This window comes from Devosia sp. Root105 (assembly GCF_001424865.1).
In the GTDB taxonomy this organism is placed as follows: domain Bacteria; phylum Pseudomonadota; class Alphaproteobacteria; order Rhizobiales; family Devosiaceae; genus Devosia_A.
In genome coordinates, this window is sequence record NZ_LMCR01000015.1 from 142603 (window position 1) to 166350 (window position 23748).

The 23748-nt window shown below is 65.4% G+C and carries 21 protein-coding genes; 7 read left to right on the forward strand and 14 right to left on the reverse strand.

Annotated elements, in window-relative coordinates; genetic code table 11:
* Window positions 1-21 precede the first annotated feature (21 nt).
* From ASC68_RS13995 to ureG, 4 genes are read left to right on the forward strand one after another with little or no spacing between them, the layout of a single operon-like run.
* Window positions 22-495 (forward strand): urease accessory protein UreE, encoded by a 474-nt coding sequence (locus tag ASC68_RS13995; protein WP_055880282.1) that lies wholly within the window; start codon window positions 22-24, stop codon window positions 493-495.
* Window positions 492-1292: an urease accessory UreF family protein gene (locus ASC68_RS14000; RefSeq protein ID WP_055880285.1), complete on the forward strand. Its 801-nt coding sequence runs from the start codon at window positions 492-494 to the stop codon at window positions 1290-1292. The genes ASC68_RS13995 and ASC68_RS14000 overlap by 4 nt, the downstream gene beginning before the upstream one ends.
* Window positions 1289-1717 carry a DUF3995 domain-containing protein gene (locus ASC68_RS14005; protein WP_055880288.1) on the forward strand — a complete coding sequence of 143 codons (429 nt, stop codon included), beginning with the start codon at window positions 1289-1291 and terminating at the stop codon, window positions 1715-1717. Before ASC68_RS14000 ends, ASC68_RS14005 begins: the two co-directional genes overlap by 4 nt.
* Window positions 1714-2346, forward strand: coding sequence for an urease accessory protein UreG (gene ureG / locus ASC68_RS14010; RefSeq protein WP_055880290.1), 633 nt, complete (start codon window positions 1714-1716; stop codon window positions 2344-2346). Before ASC68_RS14005 ends, ureG begins: the two co-directional genes overlap by 4 nt.
* Window positions 2347-2472: 126 nt before the next feature.
* Here the strand turns inward: ureG and ASC68_RS14015 are convergent, their stop codons facing one another.
* Both ASC68_RS14015 and ASC68_RS14020 read right to left on the reverse strand, forming a co-directional pair.
* Window positions 2473-3189, reverse strand: a complete 717-nt coding sequence (locus ASC68_RS14015) for a metallophosphoesterase (protein ID WP_055880293.1) — start codon at window positions 3187-3189, stop codon at window positions 2473-2475.
* Window positions 3190-3285: 96 nt separating this feature from the next.
* Entirely contained in the window at window positions 3286-3693 is a 408-nt protein-coding gene (locus ASC68_RS14020) for a hypothetical protein (protein ID WP_055880295.1), read from the reverse strand.
* Window positions 3694-3768: 75 nt separating this feature from the next.
* Between ASC68_RS14020 and ASC68_RS14025 the strand changes: the two genes are divergently transcribed.
* Both ASC68_RS14025 and ASC68_RS14030 read left to right on the forward strand, forming a co-directional pair.
* Window positions 3769-4128 (forward strand): MerR family transcriptional regulator, encoded by a 360-nt coding sequence (locus tag ASC68_RS14025; protein ID WP_055880297.1) that lies wholly within the window; start codon window positions 3769-3771, stop codon window positions 4126-4128.
* A gap of 41 nt (window positions 4129-4169) precedes the next feature.
* On the forward strand, window positions 4170-4640 hold the full coding sequence (locus ASC68_RS14030) for a GNAT family N-acetyltransferase (protein WP_197421222.1): 471 nt from the start codon (window positions 4170-4172) through the stop codon (window positions 4638-4640).
* Window positions 4641-4650: 10 nt separating this feature from the next.
* Here ASC68_RS14030 and ASC68_RS14035 read toward each other — a convergent pair whose 3' ends face one another.
* The 10 genes from ASC68_RS14035 to ASC68_RS14080 form a co-directional block, all read right to left on the reverse strand.
* The gene (locus tag ASC68_RS14035; RefSeq protein WP_055880304.1) at window positions 4651-5964 is read right to left on the reverse strand and encodes a hemolysin family protein; all 1314 of its coding nucleotides are present in this window, start codon (window positions 5962-5964) and stop codon (window positions 4651-4653) included.
* 72 nt (window positions 5965-6036) lie between these two features.
* The gene (gene glgX / locus ASC68_RS14040) at window positions 6037-8190 is read right to left on the reverse strand and encodes a glycogen debranching protein GlgX (protein ID WP_248310542.1); all 2154 of its coding nucleotides are present in this window, start codon (window positions 8188-8190) and stop codon (window positions 6037-6039) included.
* A 13-nt stretch (window positions 8191-8203) separates the two neighbouring features.
* Window positions 8204-9835, reverse strand: coding sequence for an alpha-D-glucose phosphate-specific phosphoglucomutase (locus ASC68_RS14045; protein WP_055880307.1), 1632 nt, complete (start codon window positions 9833-9835; stop codon window positions 8204-8206).
* Window positions 9816-11276 (reverse strand): glycogen synthase GlgA, encoded by a 1461-nt coding sequence (gene glgA, locus ASC68_RS14050; protein ID WP_055881241.1) that lies wholly within the window; start codon window positions 11274-11276, stop codon window positions 9816-9818. The genes ASC68_RS14045 and glgA overlap by 20 nt, the downstream gene beginning before the upstream one ends.
* A gap of 30 nt (window positions 11277-11306) precedes the next feature.
* Complete coding sequence (gene glgC / locus ASC68_RS14055; protein WP_055880309.1) at window positions 11307-12578, reverse strand: glucose-1-phosphate adenylyltransferase; 1272 nt, start codon at window positions 12576-12578, stop codon at window positions 11307-11309.
* A gap of 101 nt (window positions 12579-12679) precedes the next feature.
* The gene (gene glgB, locus ASC68_RS14060; protein WP_055880311.1) at window positions 12680-14872 is read right to left on the reverse strand and encodes a 1,4-alpha-glucan branching protein GlgB; all 2193 of its coding nucleotides are present in this window, start codon (window positions 14870-14872) and stop codon (window positions 12680-12682) included.
* Between the two features lie 6 nt (window positions 14873-14878).
* Window positions 14879-17356 (reverse strand): glycogen/starch/alpha-glucan phosphorylase, encoded by a 2478-nt coding sequence (locus tag ASC68_RS14065; RefSeq protein ID WP_055880314.1) that lies wholly within the window; start codon window positions 17354-17356, stop codon window positions 14879-14881.
* 141 nt (window positions 17357-17497) lie between these two features.
* Entirely contained in the window at window positions 17498-17902 is a 405-nt protein-coding gene (locus tag ASC68_RS14070) for a GFA family protein (protein WP_055880316.1), read from the reverse strand.
* A gap of 14 nt (window positions 17903-17916) precedes the next feature.
* Window positions 17917-19767 carry a monovalent cation:proton antiporter-2 (CPA2) family protein gene (locus ASC68_RS14075; RefSeq protein ID WP_055880318.1) on the reverse strand — a complete coding sequence of 617 codons (1851 nt, stop codon included), beginning with the start codon at window positions 19765-19767 and terminating at the stop codon, window positions 17917-17919.
* Between the two features lie 86 nt (window positions 19768-19853).
* The gene (locus ASC68_RS14080) at window positions 19854-21089 is read right to left on the reverse strand and encodes an AI-2E family transporter (RefSeq protein WP_156387334.1); all 1236 of its coding nucleotides are present in this window, start codon (window positions 21087-21089) and stop codon (window positions 19854-19856) included.
* A gap of 121 nt (window positions 21090-21210) precedes the next feature.
* On the opposite strand from ASC68_RS14080, the gene ASC68_RS14085 reads away from it, so the two are divergent.
* Window positions 21211-22152, forward strand: a complete 942-nt coding sequence (locus ASC68_RS14085) for a nucleoside hydrolase (RefSeq protein WP_055880323.1) — start codon at window positions 21211-21213, stop codon at window positions 22150-22152.
* A 168-nt stretch (window positions 22153-22320) separates the two neighbouring features.
* Here the strand turns inward: ASC68_RS14085 and ASC68_RS14090 are convergent, their stop codons facing one another.
* On the reverse strand, window positions 22321-22890 hold the full coding sequence (locus ASC68_RS14090) for a DUF308 domain-containing protein (RefSeq protein WP_055880324.1): 570 nt from the start codon (window positions 22888-22890) through the stop codon (window positions 22321-22323).
* Window positions 22891-22955: 65 nt separating this feature from the next.
* Entirely contained in the window at window positions 22956-23528 is a 573-nt protein-coding gene (locus ASC68_RS14095; protein ID WP_055880327.1) for a TetR/AcrR family transcriptional regulator, read from the reverse strand.
* Window positions 23529-23748: the final 220 nt, after the last annotated feature.

The window sequence follows — 23748 nt, forward strand, 5'->3', positions numbered from 1 at the left end:
CGAAGACTTGGTAGTTTGACGATGCCGCAAACCTTTCGCGCGGTTGGCTATTTGCCGACAGGCGCCGCCGGTACTCCCTTTGATCTCGCCATCCTGCTGCATGACGAGCGCCGCGTGCGCCGCCGCATGCTGACCCTGGTGCATGGCGACACCGTACTGGTCGATTTCCCCGAACCCGTCACCCTCGCCGACCGCTCGGTGCTCAAGCTCGACGACGGCCGGCTGGTCGAGATCATCGCCGGCGAGGAGCCGCTCTACGATGTTCGCGGCCGCGACCCTATTCACCTGATGCGGCTCTGCTGGCACCTGGGCAACCGCCACCTCAAGACGCAGATCGAGGCCGATCGGGTGCTGATCCTGCGCGATCACGTGATCCGCGACATGCTGCGCGGCCTCGGCGCCACCGTCACCGATATCTCGGAACCGTTCCACCCCGAGGACGGCGCCTATGCGCACAGCCACGGCGAGCCGCAGCACGCCCTCATCAACCGATGACCGATCCCGCTGCGCTGCAGAAGCTCATCACCTGGCTCTCCCCCGCTTTTCCAGTGGGGGCCTTTGCCTGGTCGGCCGGACTTGAGACGGCAATTGCAGATCGTCGCGTAACCGATTCCGAACGCTTGCAGAACTGGATCGAAGGCGCGCTGGCGCATGGGGGGATACGCACGGACGCGATCCTGCTGGCGCAGGCGTGGCGGGTGGTGTGCGAAATCGAGCCCGCCTCTCCCCCCTCCCCAACCCTCCCCGCGAGGGGGAGGGTGCCGGCCAGTGTTTCAGGCGAGATCGAGCCACAAGCACCGGCGGGCACCTCCCCCCTCGCGGGGGAGGTTGGGAGGGGGGGCGAGGCAGGCGCAGGCCTTCAGGACCTCGCCGATCTCAGCCTTGCCCTCACCGCCAGCCGCGAGCGCTGGATGGAGACCACCATCACCGGCGACAATTACGTGCTCGCCGCAAAACACTGGCCGACCGACATCCTCGCCCGCCTGCCGCAACCCTGCCCCTACCCTATCGCCGTCGGCGCTATCGCCGCTGCGCACGATATCGAGCTCATTGACACCCTCCTCGCCTGGCTCACCGCCACCGTGCATGGCCAGATCTCGGTCGCCGTCCGACTCGTGCCGCTCGGCCAGTCCGACGGCCTCAGCGTCCTCGCCGCACTCGAACCTCGTGTCGCGGCACTCGCTGCCTCCACGGCCACGGCAACCCTTGCCGACCTCGGCGCAATCGCCTACGCCGCCGATATCGCGCAGATGCGCCACGAGACGCTGGAACCGAGGATTTTCCGTTCATGAGCATGCTGATTGCCGCCCTGATCTTCGTCGTGCTGCTAGCGGTGGCGATTGCCCACTTCCTGTGGTCGATCGGCAGCCGCTGGCCGATCCGCGATCCGGAGCTCTTGGCCCGCACCGTGATCGGCAAGCCCGGCGTTACCCGCGTGCCCAAACTGGCCTCGTTCGTCGTCTCGCTGCTGGTGCTCGCCGCCGGCGTGCTGGCCCTGTCGCTCGCCGACCACAGCGCCGGCGGCTGGTGGCTGACGCTGGTCGGCGTCCTGCTCGCCGCCGTGTTCCTCGGCCGTGGCGCCATCGGCTATACCGAAGGCTGGCGCGCCCGCTTTTCGGTCGAGCCGTTCGCCACGCTCGACCGCAAGAACTACTCCCCGCTCTGCCTGGCGCTCGGCGCCGGCTATCTCATCCTCGTCATCATGAGGCTCATATGAAATCGCTCAACGGCCCCCTCCGCGTCGGCATCGGCGGCCCCGTCGGTTCGGGCAAGACGACGCTCTGCGAAATGCTGCTGAAGGCAATGCGTGACCGCTACTCGATGGCGGTGGTCACCAACGACATCTACACCAAGGAAGACGCGCTGATCCTCAATCGGGTGCAGGCGATCTCCGAGGACCGCATCGTCGGCGTCGAAACGGGGGGCTGCCCGCACACCGCCATCCGCGAAGATGCCTCGCTGAACCTCGCGGCCATCGCCGACCTCAACCGCAAATTCCCCGATCTCGACATCATCCTGATCGAGTCCGGCGGCGACAATCTCGCCGCGACCTTCTCACCCGATCTCGCCGACATCACGCTCTACGTGATCTCGGTAGCGCAGGGCGAAAAAATCCCGCGCAAGGGCGGCCCGGCCATCACGCGCTCGGACCTGTTGATCGTCACCCACACCGATATCGCGCAATATGTGAACGCCAGCCTCGAGGTGATGGAAGCCGATACCATCAAGGTGCGCGAAGGCCGGCCCTACGTCTTCGCCGACCTGCTGCGCCGCGAGAACCTCGATGAGATCATCGGCTTCATCGAGCAGCAGGGTGGGCTCGTGGCGGCACAGGCGGCCGAATAGCGCGTGGATCAGCACCGGCCGCGCCGAACCGCCCCCTCGCCCCTTTGGGGAGAGGGGACGTGTGCCCACCGCCGGTGTCACGTTGAGGAGCAAGGGGCAGTACGCCTGGCTCCAGCGTGAAGTGCCCTACCCGCCGACCGAGATCACATGGGTGACGAGGTTCGCCCCCTTGATGTGATGCACCAGCAAACCCGGCGGATCGGTCGCCGGCATCTTGCGGCCCTCAGCGGCGAGCCCGCCCATCGGCGCAATCGCCGGCGCCAGCGTCGCCGGCACACCGGCGAAGCGGGTGAACATCGGCCGGTGCAGGTGCCCGCAGCTGATACCGAGCACCGTGTCCTTGGCCTGCTCGATCACCGCAGCGAGGCCCTCCTTGTTGCGGCAGTCGATGGTCTCGTACTGGTCCATGCCGCAATCGAACGGATGCTGATGAAGAAAGATCAGCGCCGGCGCACCACCGGAATTGAGCTCCGCCTCGAGCCAGCCGAGCACCGGAGCGGCGTCGCCATGCGCCGCCCCCGACACGATCACGTCGAGCCCGATCAGCCTGACATCGCCAACCTGAACGACCCTGTTGAGCGGCCCCTCGCCCGGCCCGCCGAACACCTCGCGCATCGCCCCGCGGCTATCGACATTGCCCGGCACCACCAGCACCGGCGCACCGAGCGCCTCGAGACGCGTCTTCAGCACGGCATAGTTGGCGGCATGCGTGTTGTTGGCGAGGTCGCCGCTGACCGCCACGGCATCGGGCTTCAACTCGGCGGCCCATTGCAGCACCCGGTCCAGGCGCTGCAGCGAGGAGACGCCGTCGAGGTGGATGTCACTTAGTTGCGCAATCAGCATGGGCGGGACTCGCGAATGTTGCCGCGTGAACTTGGCCCGCACCTGGCTGGGAGGCAAGCGCGCGCGCCAGGCGGTTGTGCCCCCCCGGTTCACCCTTCAGGCCGGCATTGTCCGCCGTACCGGGAGGCTCTGCGCTATCCCCATGCCGATTTCCACCGCGAGAAATGGCAGCACCACCCAGCTCATGCCGCTCGCCAGGGCGTGGATCTGCCAGGCGGCAAACAGGAAGCGCGCTACCGCATCGTAGCGGCCGAGCACCTGCAGGCCCAGGCGATAGCGCGCCACCGACCACACCAGGACCACCGACCCCATCAGGTTGCCCATCAGCATGGCGAGGCCTTGTGGCGCCTCGATGCTGCCAGGCAGCCCAAGTGCCGCATCGATACCGGCGAGCAGTGAGCCCAGCAGCGCGAAAGTCCATGGCGTGGCGAAGGGGGCAGTTACGATCAGGTCGTAGAGCGCGCTGGCGCGGACGATCCGCGCATAGGCCTGTGCATCCAGCATGGAAATCTCCTTTGTGCTTGGGATGCACCTGCTCTAGAGGGTGGAGTGCACTCCAGGGTCAAGGGAGAAATGGCGATGCAGATCGGCGAGTTGTCCGAACGCTCGGGGCTGAGCCGCGACGCGTTGCGCTTCTACGAGAAGCGCGGCCTGATCCGCGCCCGCCGGCGCCCCAACGGCTACCGCCACTATCCGGAAGCCACGCTGTTCCTGCTCGATTACGTCCGCACGGCGCAGCGCCTCGGCTTCACCTTGGCCGAGATCGAGGCGGAGCTGCCACTGCTGCAGGGCGAGGGGCTGACTGCCGAGCGGGTCGAAACGATCCTCCGCGGCAAGATCGCCGTCATCGATGCCCGCATCGGTGACCTCAAGGCGTTGCGCGACGACCTGGCGGGGCGGCTCAGTGATGTCTGCCCGCTCATCGCCGCCGGACAATAGGCATTGCCGGGAACCGCTGTAGAGATGGACGGAGCATCATTTTGGTAAGCTTGGCGACCCCGGATTTCATCGCGCTGCAGCGCGACCTCGCCACCCCGATCCCTGCTCCGGCATGGCCCGATGGCGCCGGCCTCACGGCCTTTGATGTCGCCGACGTCAAAGCCATCCACGCCCTGCTGCAACGCGCCTACGCCAACGGCTTCGGCGGCGTCACGCCCGATTGGCTGGATTGGTGGGAAGCTTTGCGTGCCGACAGCGAATTCGAGCCTGCCCTCTGCTTCGTCGCCAAGGCGGAGGGCGAGGTGGTCGGCTTCTGCCTCTGCTGGACCTCGAGCTTCGTCAAAGACCTGGTGGTCGCGCCGGAGTGGCAAGGCCAAGGCCTCGGCGCGGCGCTGCTGGCGACCGCAATGACGGCGCTGCGGGAGCGTGGGGCGAGCATCGTGCAGCTGAAGGTGGTGACGGCCAACGCCGGAGCACGGCGGCTCTATGAGCGGCTGGGCTTCGTCGCCTGAGCAGACCGCTCTAGGAGACGACACGTGGTCCTGATTTCGAACCGAGCTTGGTCACCAGCAACTGGTTGAGGCGCAGCTTGTCGGCGTCGACCACCTCAAACAGGTAGCCGCCGGCTTCCACCTTGTCGCCCTTGCGGGCGGCGCGGCGGAGGTTGTGGACAATGAAACCACCAATGGTCTCGTAGGCCCCGTCATGCGGAAAGCTCTTCATGTTGAGGGCCCGCACCACATCCACAACCGGGGCGACGCCGTCGACCAGCCAGCTGCCGTCGTCGCGGCGCATGATCGCCTCTTCCTCGAACGGGTTGGCCAGTCCCTGCATCAGCGCACCCATCAGGTCCTTGAAGGTGACGACGCCGACGACATGCGCATACTCGCTGACCACCACGGCAAACCCGGTGCCCTTGGCCTGAAATTCGGCCAGCACCTCCCAGACATTGAGCGTGTCCGGCACCGACAGCACATCGCGCCTCGCCTTGGCGAAATCCACCGGCGCGTCGCGGTCCATCACCGTCGCCAGCACGTCCTCGGCGCGCACGCAGCCGATCACCTCGTCGATGCCGCCATCGCAGATCGGATAATGCGAGAACGGCCGGCGGCGAACCTTCTCCTGCTGCACCTCCAGCGGATCGCTGAGGTCGAGATAGACGATCTCGTCGCGCACCGTCATCACCGAGGTGACGCTGCGCAGTTCCAGCGCGAGCACGTTCTCGATCAGCCGGCGTTCCTTCTTCATCAAGGCGCCGGATTTCTCGCCGCCGGCGAGGATCATGCGGAAATCCTCGGTAGTCACCTCGTCGGCTGGGCCCGATGGAGCCAGATGCAGCCGGGCGATCAGCCAGTCCGAGATGCCGCTGAACAGCCAGACCAGCGGCCGCAGTACCGCGACCGCGGCCTCCGGGAACCACACCAGCGCCAGCGCCACCTGCTCGGGGATCAGCATGCCGATGCGCTTCGGGATCAGGTCAGCGAACAGGATGAACAGCGTCGTGGTGAGGCAGAAGGCGAGGATCGAGCCGACCGGTCCGGCAAAGCTCCCTGCCCCGGCGCCGGCCAGCGCATCAGCGAACATCGGCCCGACCAGCCCGTCGCCGATCACGCCGGCAAGGATCGAGATCGAGTTGATGGCGATCTGGAACGCCGTGATGATGTTGCCCGCATCGGCGCGCAGCGCGGTGAAGCGGATGGCCCGGCTGTCACCGCCCTCGGCCAGCGCCCGAATCCGCACCTCGCGCGCCGCGGCAAACGCAATCTCCGACATCGAGATGATGGAACTGGCGCCCACCAGCAGCGCCAAGAGGATGAGCCCGAGCAACGGTGACATGCGGAACCTCGTGCAACATGCTGGAACGACCCATCAATGTCACATCGGCGGCCCGCGGCCAAACCGCCACCGCTACTCCGTCGGCGTTTGCTCTGGCGGCTCGTCGTTCGGCAGCTCCTCCGGCGGCACACCCGGCACGTTGTCGGGCTGCGGCGGCGGTTGCGGCGTTTCCGGCTGTACCGGGATCTCCTGCGGCGGCACCGGGACCTCGGGTCTGCTCGGCGGGATCTGCCCCTTGAGCAGCACCACCACCGAGCGGGGCGGCAGGGTTGCCGCGCGGTCGGCGACCGGCAGCACGGCCTGGTCGTCGGAAACGAGGCCGACGGTCCAGTAGCCCTCGGGCAGCCGCGCCAGCACCGGGTCGATCCGGCGGTTGAACCAGACGATCAGATCCTCCTCGGCGGTTTGCAACCGCATGCCGAGCACTGAGGCACCGGCATCGTTCCAGTCACCCTCGTTCATCTCGCGCCCATCCGGATGGAGCCACGCGACATCGCGCACGCCGTGCTTGGTCTGCCCCGAAAGGAAATGGTCGTGGGTCAGCGCCGGATGCATGCGGCGGAACTCGGCCAACGCCGAGACGAAATCCACCAGCGTGCCGTCGGCGTTCTCCCAGTCGACCCAGGTGATTTCGTTGTCCTGTGCATAGGCATTGTTGTTGCCGCGCTGGGTGCGGCCGAACTCGTCGCCCTGCTGGATCAGCGGCAGGCCACGGCTCACAAACAGCGTCGCCAGCAGCGCTCGCACGTCACGGCGGCGTGCAGCGTTGATCTTCTCGTCGTCGGTCGGCCCTTCGTGCCCGCAATTCCACGAGTGGTTGTTGTTGTGCCCGTCGCGGTTGCCCTCGCCATTCGCCTCGTTGTGCTTGTCGAGATAGGAGACGAGATCGGCGAGCGTGAAGCCGTCATGCACCGCCAGCATGTTGACGCCAGCGCTGGGCTTCCTGCCCGCAAAGTCGAAGATCTCGGCCGAACCGGCAACCTTGCCGGCAAGCGCCCCGATCTTGCCCTGGTCGCCGCGCCAGAACGAGCGGACATCGTCGCGGTAGCTGTCGTTCCACTCGCGGAATTCCTTGCCGAACTGCCCGAGCTGGTAACCCCCTGGACCCGGGTCCCACGGCTCGGCCACGAGGATCGACTTGCTGAGCACCGGATCGGCCTTGATCAGCTGCAGCATCCGGGCGTTCGGGTTGAACCCCGGCTCGCGCCCGAGGATCGGGGCAAGGTCGAAGCGGAAGCCGGAAACGCCCATTTCCTCCACCCAGTAGCGGAGGCTTTCGATCACCAGCCGCTGCGTCGCCGGGTGATCGGCGCGCAGCGTGTTGCCGGTGCCGGCATCGTTCACCAGCACCTTTTTCCCGCCGGCGTCGACGAACCGGTAGTAGGTCATGGCGTCGAGCCCCATCATGCTCAGCATCGGCCCGTTGGCGTCGCCCTCGCCGGTGTGGTTGTAGACCACGTCGAGGATCACCGAGATGCCCGCCTTGCGGTAGACATCGGTCATGTTGCGCAACTCCTGCGGGCCGCGTGGCGCGAGGCGCGGGTCGACCGCGAAATAGCTGACCGGGTTGTAGCCCCAGGCGTTGGTGAGCCCCATCGCCGGCAGGTGGCCATCGTCGATGAACGCTGCGATCGGCATCAGCTCGACCGTATCGACGCCGAGATAGCGCAGGTGATCCACCACTCGCTTGGTGGTCAGGCCCGCCAATGTGCCGCGCAGCGGCCCCTGCACCGAGGGGTGGCGCATGGTGTAGCCGCGCACGTTGAGCTCATAGAACAGCCCCGGCGTCTTGCGGCGCGGCGCCGCGTTCTTGTTGTCGGCGGCAAGCACGATCGCCTTGGGGATCAGCGGCGCCGTGTCCACCGCCTCATCGCGATTGAGGCGCAGCCGCGGCGAACGCACGAAGGGGCGGTCGAGCCGCCGCGCATAGGGGTCGACCAGCAGCTTGTTGGGATCAAAGAAATAGCCCTGGTCGGGATCGTAACGGCCGTCGGCGCGCAGCCCGTACTTGGCCCCTGCCCCGATATTGCCGATCAGCCCGAACCAGATGTGGTTCTCGTGCCCGTCGAGCGCGATGCGCGCCGTTTCCTGATCGAGCTCGTCATAGATCGATACCCAGATCACCGTCGCCGTCTCTGAATAGACGGCGAAGTTCACGCCCTCGGCGGTGAGGGTCGCGCCAAGCTTCTCCGGGCTGCCAGCGCCCGGCACCAACACTGGTTTCACGGCTACCGGGCCTTCAAGTGATAACGCTGGGCGCGTCGCGGCCGGTGCGGGCCTTGATGCCAGCAACGCTGTCGGCGATGGAAATGAGGGGCGAAAGCGCCGACTGGGTGTCGAGATCGTGCTGTCCATGCGGGGGCTCATACCGTTCAAGGTACAAGCGCAACGTGGCGCCGACCGTCCCGGTTCCACTGAGCCGGACGACGATCCGGCTGCCATCGGCAAAGCCGATCCGCACCCCCTGCTTGCCGCTGGTCGAGCCATCCACCGGGTCGTGATAGGTGAAGTCGTCGGCATAGGCCACCGGACGCCCCTCGAGCGACTGTCCGACGAGGCCCGGAAGCTTGGCCCTGAGGTCGTCCATCAGCGCATTGGCCGGCGCCGCCTCCACCTCTTCGTAGTCGTGCCGGGTATAGTAGTTGCGGCCATAGGTGGCCCAGTGATCCTGGACGATCATGTCGACGCTCTGCTGCCGCGCTGCGAGCACATTGAGCCAGAGCAGCACCGCCCACAGCCCATCCTTTTCGCGCACGTGGTTTGAGCCGGTCCCGGCCGATTCCTCGCCGCAGATGGTGACGCGGCCGGCATCGAGCAGGTTGCCGAAGAACTTCCAGCCGGTGGGTGTCTCGTGCATCTCGATGCCGAGCTTCTCGGCGACGCGATCGGCCGCCGCGCTGGTCGGCATGGAGCGCGCAATGCCGGCGATCCCCGCGGCATAGCCCGGCGCATGCGGCGCGTTGGCGGCGAGAATGGCGAGCGAATCCGACGGGGTGACGAAGCGGTTGCGGCCGATGATCAGGTTGCGGTCGCCGTCGCCATCCGACGCGGCGCCGAAATCCGGCGCGTTGTCGCTCATCATCAGGTCGTAGAGATCCTTGGCGTAGACCAGGTTCGGGTCGGGGTGCCCACCGCCGAAATCCGGCGACGGCGTGCCGTTGACTACCGTCCCCTTGGGCGCGCCGAGGATGCCCTCGAGGATCTTGTGCGCGTAAGGCCCGGTGACCGCGTGCATGGCGTCGAACCGCATGGTGAAGCCGGCGGCGAACATGGCGCGGATCTTGTCGAAATCGAACAGCGTCTCCATCAACGCCGCATAGTCGGCGACCGGATCGATCACCTCGACCACCATGCCAGCTGAATGCTGCGTGCCGATGCGGGAGAGGTCGACATCGGGCGCATCGACGATCAGGTAGCGGTCGATCTCCTTGGAGCGTGCAAACACCGCATCGGTGATCTTTTCGGGCGCCGGACCGCCATTCGAGACGTTGTACTTGATGCCGAAATCGCCGTCCGGTCCGCCCGGATTGTGGCTGGCCGACAGGATCAGCCCGCCGAACGCCTTGTGGTGACGGATGACGTGGCTGGCTGCCGGCGTCGACAGGATCCCGCCCTGCCCCACCAGCACCGCGCCGAACCCGTTGGCCGAGGCGATCTTGATGATCTTCTGGATGGCGACGTCGTTGTAGAAGCGGCCGTCGCCGCCCAGCACCAGCGTCTTGCCCTTGATCCCTTCGAGACAGTCGAAGATCGACTGCACGAAGTTCTCGACATAGTTGGGCTGGCTGAAGACGGTCACGCGCTTGCGGAGCCCGGAAGTGCCGGGTTTCTGGTCCGCGAACGGCTTCGTCTCAATCGTCAGAATCGTCATCGAGTTTGTGCCCCAGGAGTGACGCGTAGAGGTCGGCATATTTTTCGGCGCTGAGTTCCCAGGAGACGTCCGACTTCATCCCCCGGCGCTGCATCTTGTGCCACACCTTCGGCCGCTGATAGAGCGCGATGGTCCGGCGGATGGCTTCGCCAAGCGCCTCCTCGGTGGCCGGCGAGAATACTACCCCGGTCGCCACCCCGGCCTCAACCGCTGCCTCGTTGGCATCGATCACCGTGTCGGCGAGCCCGCCCACCCGGCTCACCACCGGGATGCAGCCATAGCGCAGGCCATAGAGCTGGGTCAGCCCGCAGGGTTCGAACCGCGATGGAATGAGGATCGCGTCGGCGCCGCCCTGGATCAGGTGGCTGAGCGTTTCGTCATAGCCGATCACTACGCCGACCTTGCCGGGGTGCCGCAGCGCCGCGCCGGCAAGGCCATTCTCGATTGCCGCATCGCCCGAGCCGAGGACGATCAGCCGCCCGCCATGCGCGACGAGGCTGTCGATCTCGCCCGGCAGCATGTCGAGGCCCTTCTGCCAGGTGAGCCGGCTGACCACTGAGAAGATCGGCCCATCGCCCGACTCGAGCCCGAACCGCTGCTCGAGCGCCCGCTTGTTGGCGACCCGCTCGAAAATGTTGCTGGGGTTGTAAACCTGCGCCAGCGCCGCGTCGGTGCCTGGGTTCCACTCGCTCGCATCGATGCCGTTGAGGATACCCGTGACGGTGTCTGCGCGGCTTTGCAGCAGGCCTTCGAGGCCCATGCCATAGGCCGCCGTCCGCATCTCATGCGCATAGGTCGGGCTCACCGTGGTCACGGCGTCGGCCACCTGCAGCCCGGCCTTGAGGTAGCCGATATTGCCGAAATACTCGATCGCCCCGCTATTGGCCGCCTGGAAGTCGAGCCTCAGCCCGTTGAACACGTCCCAGCCGAACACCCCCTGGAAGGCGATGTTGTGGACGGTCATCACCGTCTTCACCCGGGTCGGCGCATTGAACGCCACATAGGCCGGCGCCAGCCCCGACTGCCAGTCGTGGCAATGGAGGATATCCGGCTTGTAGCCTTCGATGGCGCCGCGCGACAGCTCGTAGGCAACAAAGCTCAGCGCCGCAAAGCGCTGCCAGTTGTCGGGCCAGTCCTTGCCGTCAGCCCCCACATAGGGGTTGCCCGGCCGATCGTAGAGATGCGGTGCGTCGATGGCGATCACATCGAGCCCGTTGGCCCGCCCCGCCACCAGCCGCGCCGTGCCGCCGAACAAATCGTCGAACCACAGCACCTGTCGGCCGTCCGCCAACCCGGTCATCACCTTGGGATAGCCCGGCAGCAGCACGCGCATGGATACGCCGTGCGGCGCCAACGCTGCCGGCAGCGCACCAACGACATCCGCCAGGCCCCCCGTCTTGATCAACGGGTAGGCCTCCGAGGCGACGGACAGGACTTCGATCATTGGCTCCGCCAGTTACTTGCTCGCCGGTTACTTGCTAGCGACGTACTTGTCGATCATCGGCTGGGTGACCAGCGTCACCCCCTCGGCAGTGCGCCGGAACCACTGCGCGTCGAACGCCGGATCCTCGCCCACCACCAACCCTTCGGGCACGTGCACGCCGCGATCCACCACCACCTTCTTCAGCCGCGCGCCGCGTCCGATGGTGCAGTAAGGCAGCACCACCGCCTCGTGCAGTTCCGAGTACGAATGCACCCGGCTGCCGGTCGAGAGCAGCGTGCGGTCGAGCGCACCACCCGAGATGATGCAGTCGCCGGAGACCAGCGAGTTCACCGCCGAGCCGCGACGGCCGTCGAAATCGTGCACGAACTTGGCCGGCGGGGTGATCTCGGCAAAGGTCCAGATCGGCCAGTCGCGGTCGTAGAGATCGAGCTGCGGGGTTACATCGCAGAGGTCGATATTGGCCTTCCAGTAAGCATCGACCGTGCCCACATCGCGCCAATAGGCCACATCCTCGTTAGCCGAACGGACGCAGGAGCGCGGGAAGCGATGCGCCCAGGCCGAGCCGTTCTTGACGATATAGGGGATGATGTCCTTGCCGAAGTCGCGTGACGAGCCTTCGGTGGCGGCGTCGCGGCGCAGCTGCTCCATCAGGAAGCGCGTCTCGAACACATAGATGCCCATCGAGGCCAGCGCATAGTCCGGCTTGTCGGGGATCCCCGGCGGGTCCTTGGGTTTTTCGACGAAATCAACGATCCGGTCGCGCCCGTCCACCGCCATCACGCCGAAGCCCGTGGCTTCCATGCGCGGCACCTCGAGGCAGCCGATCGTCACATCGGCCCCGGTGTCCACATGCTGCCGGAGCATGATTTCGTAGTCCATCTTGTAGATGTGGTCGCCGGCCAGGAGCACGATATAGCGCGGGCCGTAATCCTCGATGATGTCCATGTTCTGGTACACGGCATCGGCAGTGCCCTCATACCACTGCGTCTCCGACACGCGCTGCGACGCCGGCAGCACGTCGAAACTCTCGTTTCGCTCGGTCCTGAGGAAGTTCCAGCCGCGCTGCAGGTGCCGGATCAGCGAGTGCGCCTGATACTGCGTCGCCACCGAAATGCGTCGGATGCCGGAGTTCAGCGCGTTACTGAGCGCGAAATCGATGATGCGGGACTTGCCGCCGAAATACACCGCCGGCTTGGCGCGCCGGTCGGTCAATTCGAACAGGCGGGTTCCTCGTCCCCCCGCCAGCACATAAGCCATCGCCTCACGCGCCAGCGGCGATGGTGTCCGGTAGTCTGCCATGCTTCCCTCCCCTCGGGGCGTGATCAGCTGTTCCGATCACGCGACACACACAAAGCACTCTTACGTCCCGTTTATGCGGGATCGTATTCAGTCAGTCCCGCCTAGGCGGGGTCATACTTCAGGTAAAGCGTCGACATTGGCGGCAGGTAGAGGTCGGCGTACGGTCCGAGCCCTTCCACTTCGCTCGCCTTGGCCAGCACCCGGCCCTGGTTCCCCTTATTGGTTCCGCCGTAAAAACCGGCATCGGTGTTCAGTCGTTCCACCCACCGTCCGGCCAGCGGCATCGGCACGCGGTAGCCCTCGCGCGGCGTCGGCGTCATATTCGAGATCACCACCACCGGATGCTCGCCCGGCGCCTTGCGGGTCCAGGCGAACACCGAGTTGCTCTGGTCATTGCCGATCAGCCACTCAAAGCCTTCCGGCTCGTTGTCGCGGGCATAGAGCGAGGGCAACTCCCGATAGAGCGCGTTGAGGTCGGTGACCAGCCGGCGGATGCCCTCGTGCGCGGGTGCTTCGAGCAGCCACCAGTCGAGCCCCTTGGCCTCGTTCCATTCCTCGCGCTGCGCGTATTCCTGGCCCATGAACAGGAGCTTCTTGCCGGGCCAGCCCCACATGAAGCCGTAATAGGCGCGCAGGCCCGCGAACTGGCCCCAGTCATCGCCGCCCATCTTACTGAGCAGCGAGCCCTTGCCATGCACCACTTCGTCATGGCTCAGCGGCAGGATGAAGTTCTCCGCGTAACCATAGAGCGCCGCGAAGGTCATATCGTTGTGGTGGTACTTCCGGTGCACCGGGTTACGGCTCATGTAGCGCAGGGTGTCGTTCATGAACCCCATGTTCCACTTGAAGCCGAAGCCCAGCCCGCCCTTGTCGACCGGCGCGCTCACGCCGCTCCACGAGGTCGATTCCTCGGCGATCATCATCACCCCCGGATGCAGCCGGTAGGCCTCCTGGTTGACGCGCTTCAGGAACTCGACTGCCTCGAGGTTGTGGTTGCCGCCGAACTGGTTGGGGATCCACTGCCCGGCCTGGCGCGAGTAATCGAGGTAAAGCATCGAGGCGACCGCATCGACCCGCAGCCCGTCGAGGTGGAAGGCCTCGAGCCAGTAGAGCGCGTTGTTGACGAGGAAGCTCACCACTTCCTTGCGCCCGAAATTGTAGATCGCGGTGTTCCAGTCCGGATGGTAGCCCTGCCGCGGATCGGCGTGCTCGTAGAGCGCGGTGCCGTCGAAGCGGGCCAGCCCATGCTCGTCGGTGGGGAAATGCGCCGGCACCCAGTCGAGGATCACCCCCAGCCCCGCGGCATGCGCCTTGTCGACGAAATGCGCAAAGCCCTTGGGGTCGCCGAACCGCGCCGTCGGCGCATAGAGCCCGGTCGGCTGGTAGCCCCAGCTCGGATCGAACGGATGCTCGGTGATAGGCATCAGTTCGATATGGGTGAAACCGCTATCGGCGGCGTAGGGGATCAACTGCTCGGCCAACTGCTCATAGCTCATGAATGAGCCATCGGCGCGCCGCCGCCAGGAGCCCAGGTGCACCTCGTAGATCGACACGGGCTTGCGCCGCCAGTCGATCCTGGCGCGCTCTTTCATATACTTGGCGTCGGTCCATTCGAACGGCTTGGGATCGGCGATCATCGAGGCGGTCTTGGGCCTCAGCTCCGATTGCCGTGCGAACGGATCGGCCTTCAGCGGCCTGAGCTTGCCGTCCGGACCGACGATCTCGAACTTGTAGACCTCGCCCGGTCCGACATTGGGCACGAACACTTCCCAGACGCCGGTATTGATCCGCACCCGCATCGGGTGCCGCCGGCCATCCCACTCGTTGAACGGCCCGACCACGCTGACACGTTTGGCGTTGGGCGCCCACACCGCAAAATGCGTGCCGTTGACGCCCTCGAACTCCATCGCATGGGCGCCGAGTTTGTCGAACAGCCTGAGGTGCGAGCCCTCGCCGATATAGTAATCGTCCATCGGCCCGAGCACTGGCCCGAAGCTGTAGGGGTCGAGGACGTTCCACTCCCCACCGTCGTTGCGGGCGTGGTAGTTCACCGGCTGCAGTTTGTTGAGCTTGACGAGGCCCTCGAAGAAGCCGTCGCCGCGCGGCTCGAGCTCCCCGAGAATGCGGTTATCCATCGTGCGGGCCGAAACGGACTCGGCATGCGGAATGAAGGTCCGAGCCACCCAGGCGCCATCGACCTCATGGAGGCCCAGGATGCCGAACGGATCGGAATGACGGCCGGCGACGATCGAACGGACGTCGCTGTCAGCTGCCTGCCACTTGGACTTGGTCAAACCCCACTACCCCCCGACAACCGGGACACCCCAGATTTCCTTGGCGTACTGCGAAATCGTACGGTCCGAAGAAAACCAGCTGACATGAGCAGTGTTCCGGATAGCCATCGAATACCATTTGCGAGGCTTGTTCCAGAGCTCATCGATGTCCCGCTGCGCCGCCGCGTAGGCGTCGAAATCGCGCGCCACCATGAACCAGTCGTGGTCATAGAGACCGCCGATCAGGTCGCGGTAGCGGTTCGGGTCATCGGGCGAAAACACCCCCGACGAAATCGCCTCCAGCGCCTCGCGCAGCGCCGGCGAGGCATCGATGGCGCTGCGCGGCACTTCGCTGCGGCTCCGCTTCTCGGCGACCTTGTCGGCGGTGAGCCCGAAGATCACCATATTCTCCGGCCCGACCTGCTCCAGCATCTCGACATTGGCGCCGTCCAGCGTGCCGATGGTGAGCGCGCCATTGGCCATGAACTTCATGTTGCCGGTGCCCGAGGCTTCCATGCCGGCCGTCGAGATCTGTTCCGACAGGTCCGCCGCCGGGATGATCTGCTCGGCCAGCGAGACGTTGTAGTTAGGCAGGAACACCACTTTGAGCAGGCCGCGCACTGCCGGATCGTTGTTGATCACCTTGGCGACGTCGTTGATCAGCTTGATGATCAGCTTAGCGTTCCAGTAGCCCGGCGCCGCCTTGCCGGCGAACACTTTTACCCGCGGGACCCAGTCCTTTTCGGGGTGTGAGCGCATCATCGAGTACTGCGCCACCGCCTCGATGACGTTGAGCAGCTGGCGCTTATATTCGTGGATGCGCTTCACCTGCACGTCGAACATCGCGTCAGGCGACACGACGATCCCCAGCCGATCCTTGATCACCTGCGCCAGCGCCACCTTGTTGGCGCGCTTCACCGCCTTGAACTGATCCTGGAAACTCGGATCATCGGCGTGCTTGTCGAGCTTAGCGAGCAGCGAGAAATCGTCCTGGAATTCCGGCCCGATCCGATCGCTGATCAACCGCGTCAGCCCGGGGTTGCATTGCAGCAGCCAGCGCCGCGGCGTCACCCCGTTGGTCTTGTTGTTGATCCGCTCGGGGTAGAGCCGATCGAGATCGGCGAACAGCGTCTTCTTCAACAGCTCAGAGTGCAACGCCGACACGCCGTTGATCGAGTGCGAGCCGACAAAAGCCAGCTGCCCCATGCGAACCCGCCGGCTGCCATGCTCGTCGATCAGCGACAGGTTGGCGATCTGGTTGTCGGTAAAGCCGCCCATCTTGCGCGCTTCGCCGAGCACCTCGGCGTTGATGGCGTAGATGATCTGCATCTGGCGCGGCAGCATCCGCTCGAGCAGGCCCACTGGCCAGGTCTCCAGCGCTTCAGGCAGCAGCGTGTGGTTGGTATAGCCGAACGTCGCCTTGGTCAGCTTCCACGCCGGCGCCCAGGCCATGCCGTGGATGTCGATCAGGATGCGCATCAGCTCGGCAATCGAGATCGCCGGGTGGGTGTCGTTGAGCTGGATCGCCACCTTGTCGGAGAGCGAGCCGAGATCGCCATAGGCCTGCATGTGACGACGAACGATGTCCTGCAGCGACGCCGAGGAGAAGAAGAACTCCTGCCTGAGCCGCAGTTCCTGCCCCGACGGGGTCGAATCGGCCGGATAGAGCACCCGCGTCACCGCAGCGGCCCGGGAGCTCTCCTCGAGCGCGCCGATGTGGTCGCCGGCATTGAACTTATCGAGCAGGATCGGATCGATCGGCTGCGCCGACCAGAGCCTCAGCGTATTCACCCGCTTGCCGCGCCAGCCGACGATCGGCGTATCGAAGGCCACCGCGAGCAGGTGCTCGGCCGGCCGCCACTCGAGCCGGGTCGAGCCATCCGGTTCCTGCACCGGCTCGACATGCCCGCCGAAGCCGATCTCGTAGCTCGACTCGCGCCGCTCGAACTCCCAGGGGTTGCCGTGCGCCAGCCAATCCTCGGGCAGTTCGACCTGCCAGCCCTCGCTCATTTCCTGCCGGAACAGCCCGTGCACATAGCGGATGCCGTAGCCATAGGCCGGGATATTGACCGTCGCCATCGACTCCATGAAGCAGGCGGCGAGGCGGCCGAGGCCGCCGTTGCCCAGCGCCGCATCCGGCTCGAGGTTGATCAGGTCGCCGAGATCGACGTTGAAGTTCTTCAGCGCGGCGCGCACCGGCTCCATCACCCCGATATTGGTCATCGCGTCGCGCATCAGGCGGCCGATGAGGAACTCGAGGCTGAGGTAGTAAACGCGCTTGTTCGAGGTCCGCCAGGTCTCGCGGCTCGACTCCATCCACTGGTCGATGATCCGGTCGCGAACCGTGAGGATCGTCGCCTTCAGCCAGTCATGCGGCCGTGCGACGATCGGGTCCTTACCGACCGAATAGGTGAGTTTTTCAAGGATCTCCGATTGCAGCGCTTCAGTGGTGAGCGCGCGCCGTTCCGGGACCGGGGCATCCAATACGAGGGGCTTTTGCGGCATTGTCGCAATCCAGCATCATGGCGATGTATTCCCCTCTAGAGCACCACCTTTGCACTGAATCGCACGCCTGGGAAGGCCTGTTGAGAACGCTTCTAAGGCACGCTGCCTAATCGGTAGACGATTATTGCCCGCACGCCCGCGTCACGACGCCTTGGGCGGATTGCCTTCATGTTGCGCAGCCCCAGCGACGGGCGGAAGCCAGTGCTCGCGGCGGATCGTCCAGACCTCAAGCGTCGGCGCGATGTCGTTAGGGCCTTGATCCAGGGTGCCAAGGAAGATCTCGACTCCCTCGTCGGACAGGAAGAACAGCCGGGAACCGCAGGTTGGGCAGAACTGACGGCGCTGGTGAGTCGCCAGTTCCCCGGTCATCCGAAATTGCGCACGATGCCAGTTGGCGGTGGCGGAGAAGGTCGAGCCCGTCAGCTTCCGGCAGGTCATGCAGTGGCAGAGGCCGGACACGTACGGTTCGCCCCGGACCTCATACCTGACCGCGCCGCATAGACAGCCGCCAGTGCGGACGACTTCGGCTGCCGTTGCCTCGCTCATCGGCTGTCCCCTGGCTAAGCCTTCGCCTCTTCCTCGGGCGCAATGATGGGCGTCGACGGGCCGGCGACGGTGCCGCTTTCGCGGGCCTGGTCCTCGGCGTTCGACCTGAGCAAGTCCCTGCCCGCCATCAGGCCGCCGACCATCTGCGCCGCGAAGCGCTGCCGGTCGCGCTCGCGCACCCCTTCGATGATCTCGCCCACCTCGACCATGTCGACATCGAGTTGCCGCAGCGTCTCGGCGCCGAACTCGAGCGCGCTCTCGAACACCTCGCGCAGCTGGTAATCCGCTCCGGCTTTCACCAGTTCGAGTGCGTGACCGCGATCGAAGGCGCGCGCCATGATCTTGGCCAGCGGGAATTCCGACTTCACCAGTTCGGTGATCCGGGTCGCCGATTCCTTCTTGTCGACGCAGATCAGCACGAGGTCGGCCGTACCGGCGCCGGCGGCATGCAGGATGTCGAGCCGGGTGCCGTCGCCGTAGTAGATCTTGAAGCCGAAGGTCTGCGCCACCTCGATCATCTCGACATCGTTGTCGATGATCGAGATCGAGTGCTGCCCCTTGGCGATCAGCGGCTGGCTGGCGATCTGCCCGAAGCGGCCGAAACCGATCAGCAGTACGTTGCCGGTCAGCCCATCGGGCTTCTCGACCCCGGCCAGCGATTGCACCGGCTTGGGCACCAGCTTAAGCAGCATGGTCGAGAACGGCGTCAGCACCATCGAGATGATGACGGTGGCAGTGAAGATGGCATTGAGCTCGCCGGTCAGCAGGCCCCCCGCGGTCGCGGTGGTGAACAGCACGAAGGCGAATTCGCCGCCCTGCGCCATCAGCACGGCGCGCTCCAGCGCCGGTGCGTTGCCGCTGCCCAGCACCCGCGCCAGCCCATAGATCGCGCCACCCTTCAGCACCATGTAGATGAGCACCGAGAGCGCGATGAACTGCCAGTTGGCCGCCACCACCGTGAGATCGAGCGACATCCCCACTGCAAGGAAGAACAGCCCCAGCAGAAGCCCGCGGAACGGCTCGACGTCGGCCTCGAGCTGATGCCGGAAAGTCGAGGTCGAGAGCAGCACACCGGCCATGAAGGCCCCCATCGCCATCGAGAGGCCGCCCGCTTCCATGATCAGCGCCGCGCCGAGCACCACCAGCAGCGCCGCGGCGGTCATCACCTCGCGCGCCTTGGATTCGGCGAGGATCTTGAACACCGGGTTCAGCACCCAGCGGCCGGCAAAGATCACTGCGACGATCGAAGCTACCGCGACACCGACGCTGATCCAGCGCTGCATGGCGCTCGCATCGGTATCGATGCCCGGCGACAGGAACGCCACCACCGCCAGCAGCGGCACGATGGCGAGATCTTCGAGCAGCAGCACCGAGACGATCTTCTGCCCTGCCGGTGTCTGCAGTTCGCCCCGCTCCGAGAGGATCTGCATGACGATGGCCGTCGAGGTGAGGACGAACCCCATGCCAGCGACAAACGCCACCGGTGGCGCGAGGCCGAGCAGAAAGATCCCTGCCAGTGTCAACAGCAGGCCGCAGAGGCCGACCTGCAGCACACCGAGCCCGAAAATCTCCTTGCGCAGGCCCCAGAGCTTGGCCGGCTCCATCTCCAGCCCGACGATGAACAGGAACAGCACCACACCCAGTTCGGCCGCGTGCAGCACGGCCTGCGGGTCGCCCACCAGCCCGAGGCCGAACGGCCCGACCGCGAGGCCTGCCGCAAGGTAACCCAGCACCGAGCCGAGCCCCAGGCGGCGGAACAGCGGCACCGCGATGACCCCGGCTCCAAGCAGCGCCACCACCTGCACCAGGTCGACCCCGCCATGCGAAGCCACCTCTGCTGCATGCGCCACCACTTCGCCGGCCATCGCTCACCTCAATGCAAATCGGAAAATCCGACCCTGAGGCCTCGGCCAAACAGCGTCAAGGCTGGCTTTGTGGGCAGGTGGGATGCCTAAGCGGCGGACGCCGGCTTAGCGGCGCGGGTTCGGCGGCTGCCGACCTTTGCAGGTTCCTGCAGCGCTTTCTCGGCCGCTGCGGCCGCCAGTTTCACCTCAGCCGCCTTCTCGGCCTCCAGCTTCCGCTGCACATGCATCGGCACCGGCTGCCGTATCGGCAGGATGTGCGTCGCTATCGAGGCCAACACCAGCAGCGACGGGACCGCGATGAATCCGCCGATCGGCCCCCATGACCACAGCCAGTACGTGATGGCGAACAGGATCAGGAATGGGTTGATCATCATCGTCCGGCCAAGGAGGTGGGGCGTCACGAAATTGCCCTCGACGAAGTTGAGCGCCAGATAGAGCCCCACCGGCAGTAACGCCCCTTCTAGCCCGTTCAGCGTGCCGAGGCCGACGGCGAACAGGATCACTGCCATCACCGCCTGTCCCACGAATGGAATGAAGTTCAGCAGTGCCGCAAGCGCTCCCCACAAGATCGGCGTCGGCATGCCGATGGCCGCCATCAGCACCGCCACGGCGATACCCATACTGATATTGATGGCGCTGACCGTCAGCAGGAACCGCGAGACCTTTTCCTCTACATCGCGAAACACGTGCGCCATCCGCCAGCGCATACGGCGCGTTGCGCACAGCGACAGCACGAAAACCCGGATCTGGTCGCGCGTGGCCATAAAGAAATAGAGACTCGCAAGGAAGATCAGCATCTCCGCCAAGAGCGCTGGCGCCGACAGCGCCACGTTCTGCACCGCGCTGCTGTCCTCGACGGTTACCGTGACCGTGGAGCTGTCGGCGCCGAACACCTGCTTCACTTGCTCCTGCAGCGAACCCACTGCGCTGAGCGGCTCTTTCCAGTTGGCGAGTTCCGTGCGGAACGCCTCCCAGATGACCGGCATGCGTTCGATCAGGTCGCTCACCGGCCCCGCGAAGAGCACCCCGCTCACCGCGATCAGGCCAAGGAATAGCAGCACCACCACGCCCGCGGACACACCGTCCGGGACACCTCGCTTGTCCAACATGTCCGCCACGGGACCAAACATCAGCCCCACCGTGATCGCCAGGAATACCGGCGCCAACACTACCTCCCCGAGCTTCAGCGCCACGAGCATGACAAAGGCGCCCATAGCCACGATGGCCAGTTGCGATGCGTTTGAGAGGATGCGCTCAAAGTGAGTGTTGGAGATTTCCCTTAGCAACCGAGGGGACGGGCCGCGACGGACTTTTTTGACCAAGTGAGGTTCCTCCGACACCACTAACTCGGGGACCTCAGAGCTGGTTCCGTGCGTCGACGCCGCCGCTAACCCTCTCTATCATGCCGCCGGAATCAATTTCTCAGGGGCTCGCGCTAAACCCATGGCACGCAAGATCATTATCGACACCGACCCGGGCCAGGACGACGCCGTCGCCATCCTCATGGCGCTCGCCTCGCCGGCCGATTTCGATATCCTCGGCATCGTCGCGGTGGCCGGCAATGTCGGCCTCGCGCAGAACGCCCGCAACGCCCTGAAGGTGGTCGAGCTCGCCGGTCGCAAGGATATCGCTGTCTATGCCGGCTGCGAGCGCCCGATGCGCCGCACCCTCGTAACGGCCGAGCACGTGCACGGCGAGACCGGCCTCGATGGCCCCGACCTGCCGGTGCCCAAGCTGCAGATCGAAGATCAGCACGGTGTCGATTTCATCATCGAAACCCTCCTGGCGCACGAGGCCGGCACGGTGACGCTCGCCACCTTGGGGCCGCTGACCAATGTCGCGATGGCCATGATCAAGGAGCCGCGCATCATCGGCCGCATCCAGGAAATCGTCATGATGGGTGGCGGCTATTTCGAGGGTGGCAACATCACCCCGGTGGCCGAGTTCAACATCTATGTCGACCCCGATGCCGCCGATGTCGTGCTGCGCTCGGGCGTCCCCATCGCCATGCTGCCGCTCGACGTCACTCACATGATCCTCTCGACGCCGGAGCGGCTCGCAAAGATCCGTGGGCTCGGCAACAAGGCCGGCGAAGCCGTCTACCAGATGCTGAGCTTTTCCGAGCGTTTCGATCTCAACAAATACGGCTCGACCGGCGCCCCGCTGCACGACCCTTGCGTCATCGCCTATATGCTGAAACCCGAACTGTTTGAGGGCCGCCACATCAACGTGGTGATCGAAACCTCGAGCGAATTGACCGTCGGCATGACCGTCGCCGACTACTGGGGCGTCACCGGCCGGGTGAAGAACGTCACCTATCTGCGCTCGGGCAATGCAGAAGGTTTCTACGATCTGCTTACGGAGCGCTTGAGCCGCCTGCCCTGAGGACGGTGGACGCCAATCGCTGGCTTTGGGTTGCCTGCCGGGGACGGCGGCCTGTTGGTCACCGCACCCACCCCACTCACGATGTGACCCCGGCCTTCGCCGGGGTGACATCGTGGGTGGGGAAGGTGGGTGCCTAACTCGGAGAATCTCAAACGATCCTGGTGTCACTTAGGAACCGCGCAGCGCGCCAGCCGGCCGCGCTCGCTTGAAGCTCAGCCAAACCGCGGTCACCAGGAAATACACGGCGCCGAACGCCGCGTACCCGGCGATCAGCGTGATGCCGGGGTTCGGCATCGTGCCGGCAGAAAAAACGAAGAAGCCGCCGGCCAGCGCCGACTGGGCCCCGCTCAGCACCATTGCCCACTGCCCTCCCGAGGCCCAGCGCCGCACCGCTGTCACCAGCTGCAGCAACCCCGAGAGGATGGCCCAGACGCCGAACACGACGATCACTGCCGCCATCCCCTGCCCGAGCGCCACGATGACGGCGATCGTCGTGATCACGCTGACGATGACATTGAGCAGGTGCAACGGGTTGTGGCTGAGCCCACCGTTGCGCTGCGCATCGACGAAGTTCGCCGCTGCATCCCAGGCTGGATAGATCACCAGCAGCACCGCCGCGATGGCCGGGTTGAATGGGGCCAGCAGCAACGCTGCCGCCACCCAGGCGGCGGAAACACCGAAACGAATAAAGGCATAGGTCCTCAGCCAACTGGCCGGTGCGGAGTTGATCGTGTTCATAAGACTGACCTTCTAGTAGGTAGGTTACGGAGGTGTGTACTTTTGCCTGTCGGCAGGCAGTGATCTCAGATGATGAGGCGTTGGAGCAGCGGGCCGACGATCAACCCGAACGTCGCCGGGGTGCCATAGGCACGCGCCGACAGCATGGCGCCATGCACGGTCGCCATGATCGTTTCCGCCTCGAGTTCGGCACTGTCCGTCAACCTGAACCTGCCCTGCTGCGCGCCGCGCGCGAGAACCTCGGTCAGCCAGGCGGCGAGCAAGCGGAAATGTGCCTTGACCTCCACCGCCACTTCCGGTGGCAGCGCCGGCAACTCGGCAGCGAGCTGCGCCCCGAGGCAGAATGGCATGCTGCCATCGGTGATGCAGGCTTCCCAGGTGGCGATGTAGCTCTGCAGCTGCACGGCAGCGTCGGGCGACAGGCTCTCGAAATGGGCGAGGCCGGCCGCGAGATCATCCCGGTAGCCGGCAACCAGCGCTTGCACCAGATCGGCCTTACTGGGGAAATGATGGTGGATGCTCGGCTTGCGGATGCCGACCACCGCGGCGATATCGGCATAGCTGAAGCCATTATAGCCGCCGGCGATAACCAGTCGGCGCGCCGTCGCCAGGATCTGTTCTGCTGTCTGCTGTTCCATGATTTTGTCTACCTATCAGTAGGTAGTCTGTCAATCGTTGTGACATGAGAAACCATGTCGTGCAGCAGCCCGGCCCGTCCGGCCCCAGTTAAGCAAATCCGAAACCTGCCGGTTCTTACCCTCGTCGCTGTGATGAGGGACAGCCGAGCACATAGCATCTACCCCGCACGCCGCCGCCGGCACGAACCGCCCACGGCTCCCGAGGTCGTGGCCGTTGGCG

What these genes read in the sequence shown, in the direction of transcription:
- ASC68_RS13995 (WP_055880282.1), top strand. Translation starts at nt 22, where the DNA reads ATGCCGCAAACCTTTCGCGCGGTTGGCTATTTGCCGACAGGCGCCGCC.
- ASC68_RS14000 (WP_055880285.1), top strand. Translation starts at nt 492, where the DNA reads ATGACCGATCCCGCTGCGCTGCAGAAGCTCATCACCTGGCTCTCCCCC.
- ASC68_RS14005 (WP_055880288.1), top strand. Translation starts at nt 1,289, where the DNA reads ATGAGCATGCTGATTGCCGCCCTGATCTTCGTCGTGCTGCTAGCGGTG.
- ureG (WP_055880290.1), top strand. Translation starts at nt 1,714, where the DNA reads ATGAAATCGCTCAACGGCCCCCTCCGCGTCGGCATCGGCGGCCCCGTC.
- ASC68_RS14015 (WP_055880293.1), bottom strand. Translation starts at nt 3,189, where the DNA reads ATGCTGATTGCGCAACTAAGTGACATCCACCTCGACGGCGTCTCCTCG.
- ASC68_RS14020 (WP_055880295.1), bottom strand. Translation starts at nt 3,693, where the DNA reads ATGCTGGATGCACAGGCCTATGCGCGGATCGTCCGCGCCAGCGCGCTC.
- ASC68_RS14025 (WP_055880297.1), top strand. Translation starts at nt 3,769, where the DNA reads ATGCAGATCGGCGAGTTGTCCGAACGCTCGGGGCTGAGCCGCGACGCG.
- ASC68_RS14035 (WP_055880304.1), bottom strand. Translation starts at nt 5,964, where the DNA reads ATGTCACCGTTGCTCGGGCTCATCCTCTTGGCGCTGCTGGTGGGCGCC.
- ASC68_RS14045 (WP_055880307.1), bottom strand. Translation starts at nt 9,835, where the DNA reads ATGACGATTCTGACGATTGAGACGAAGCCGTTCGCGGACCAGAAACCC.
- glgC (WP_055880309.1), bottom strand. Translation starts at nt 12,578, where the DNA reads ATGGCAGACTACCGGACACCATCGCCGCTGGCGCGTGAGGCGATGGCT.
- ASC68_RS14065 (WP_055880314.1), bottom strand. Translation starts at nt 17,356, where the DNA reads ATGCCGCAAAAGCCCCTCGTATTGGATGCCCCGGTCCCGGAACGGCGC.
- ASC68_RS14070 (WP_055880316.1), bottom strand. Translation starts at nt 17,902, where the DNA reads ATGAGCGAGGCAACGGCAGCCGAAGTCGTCCGCACTGGCGGCTGTCTA.
- ASC68_RS14075 (WP_055880318.1), bottom strand. Translation starts at nt 19,767, where the DNA reads ATGGCCGGCGAAGTGGTGGCGCATGCAGCAGAGGTGGCTTCGCATGGC.
- ASC68_RS14085 (WP_055880323.1), top strand. Translation starts at nt 21,211, where the DNA reads ATGGCACGCAAGATCATTATCGACACCGACCCGGGCCAGGACGACGCC.
- ASC68_RS14090 (WP_055880324.1), bottom strand. Translation starts at nt 22,890, where the DNA reads ATGAACACGATCAACTCCGCACCGGCCAGTTGGCTGAGGACCTATGCC.
- ASC68_RS14095 (WP_055880327.1), bottom strand. Translation starts at nt 23,528, where the DNA reads ATGGAACAGCAGACAGCAGAACAGATCCTGGCGACGGCGCGCCGACTG.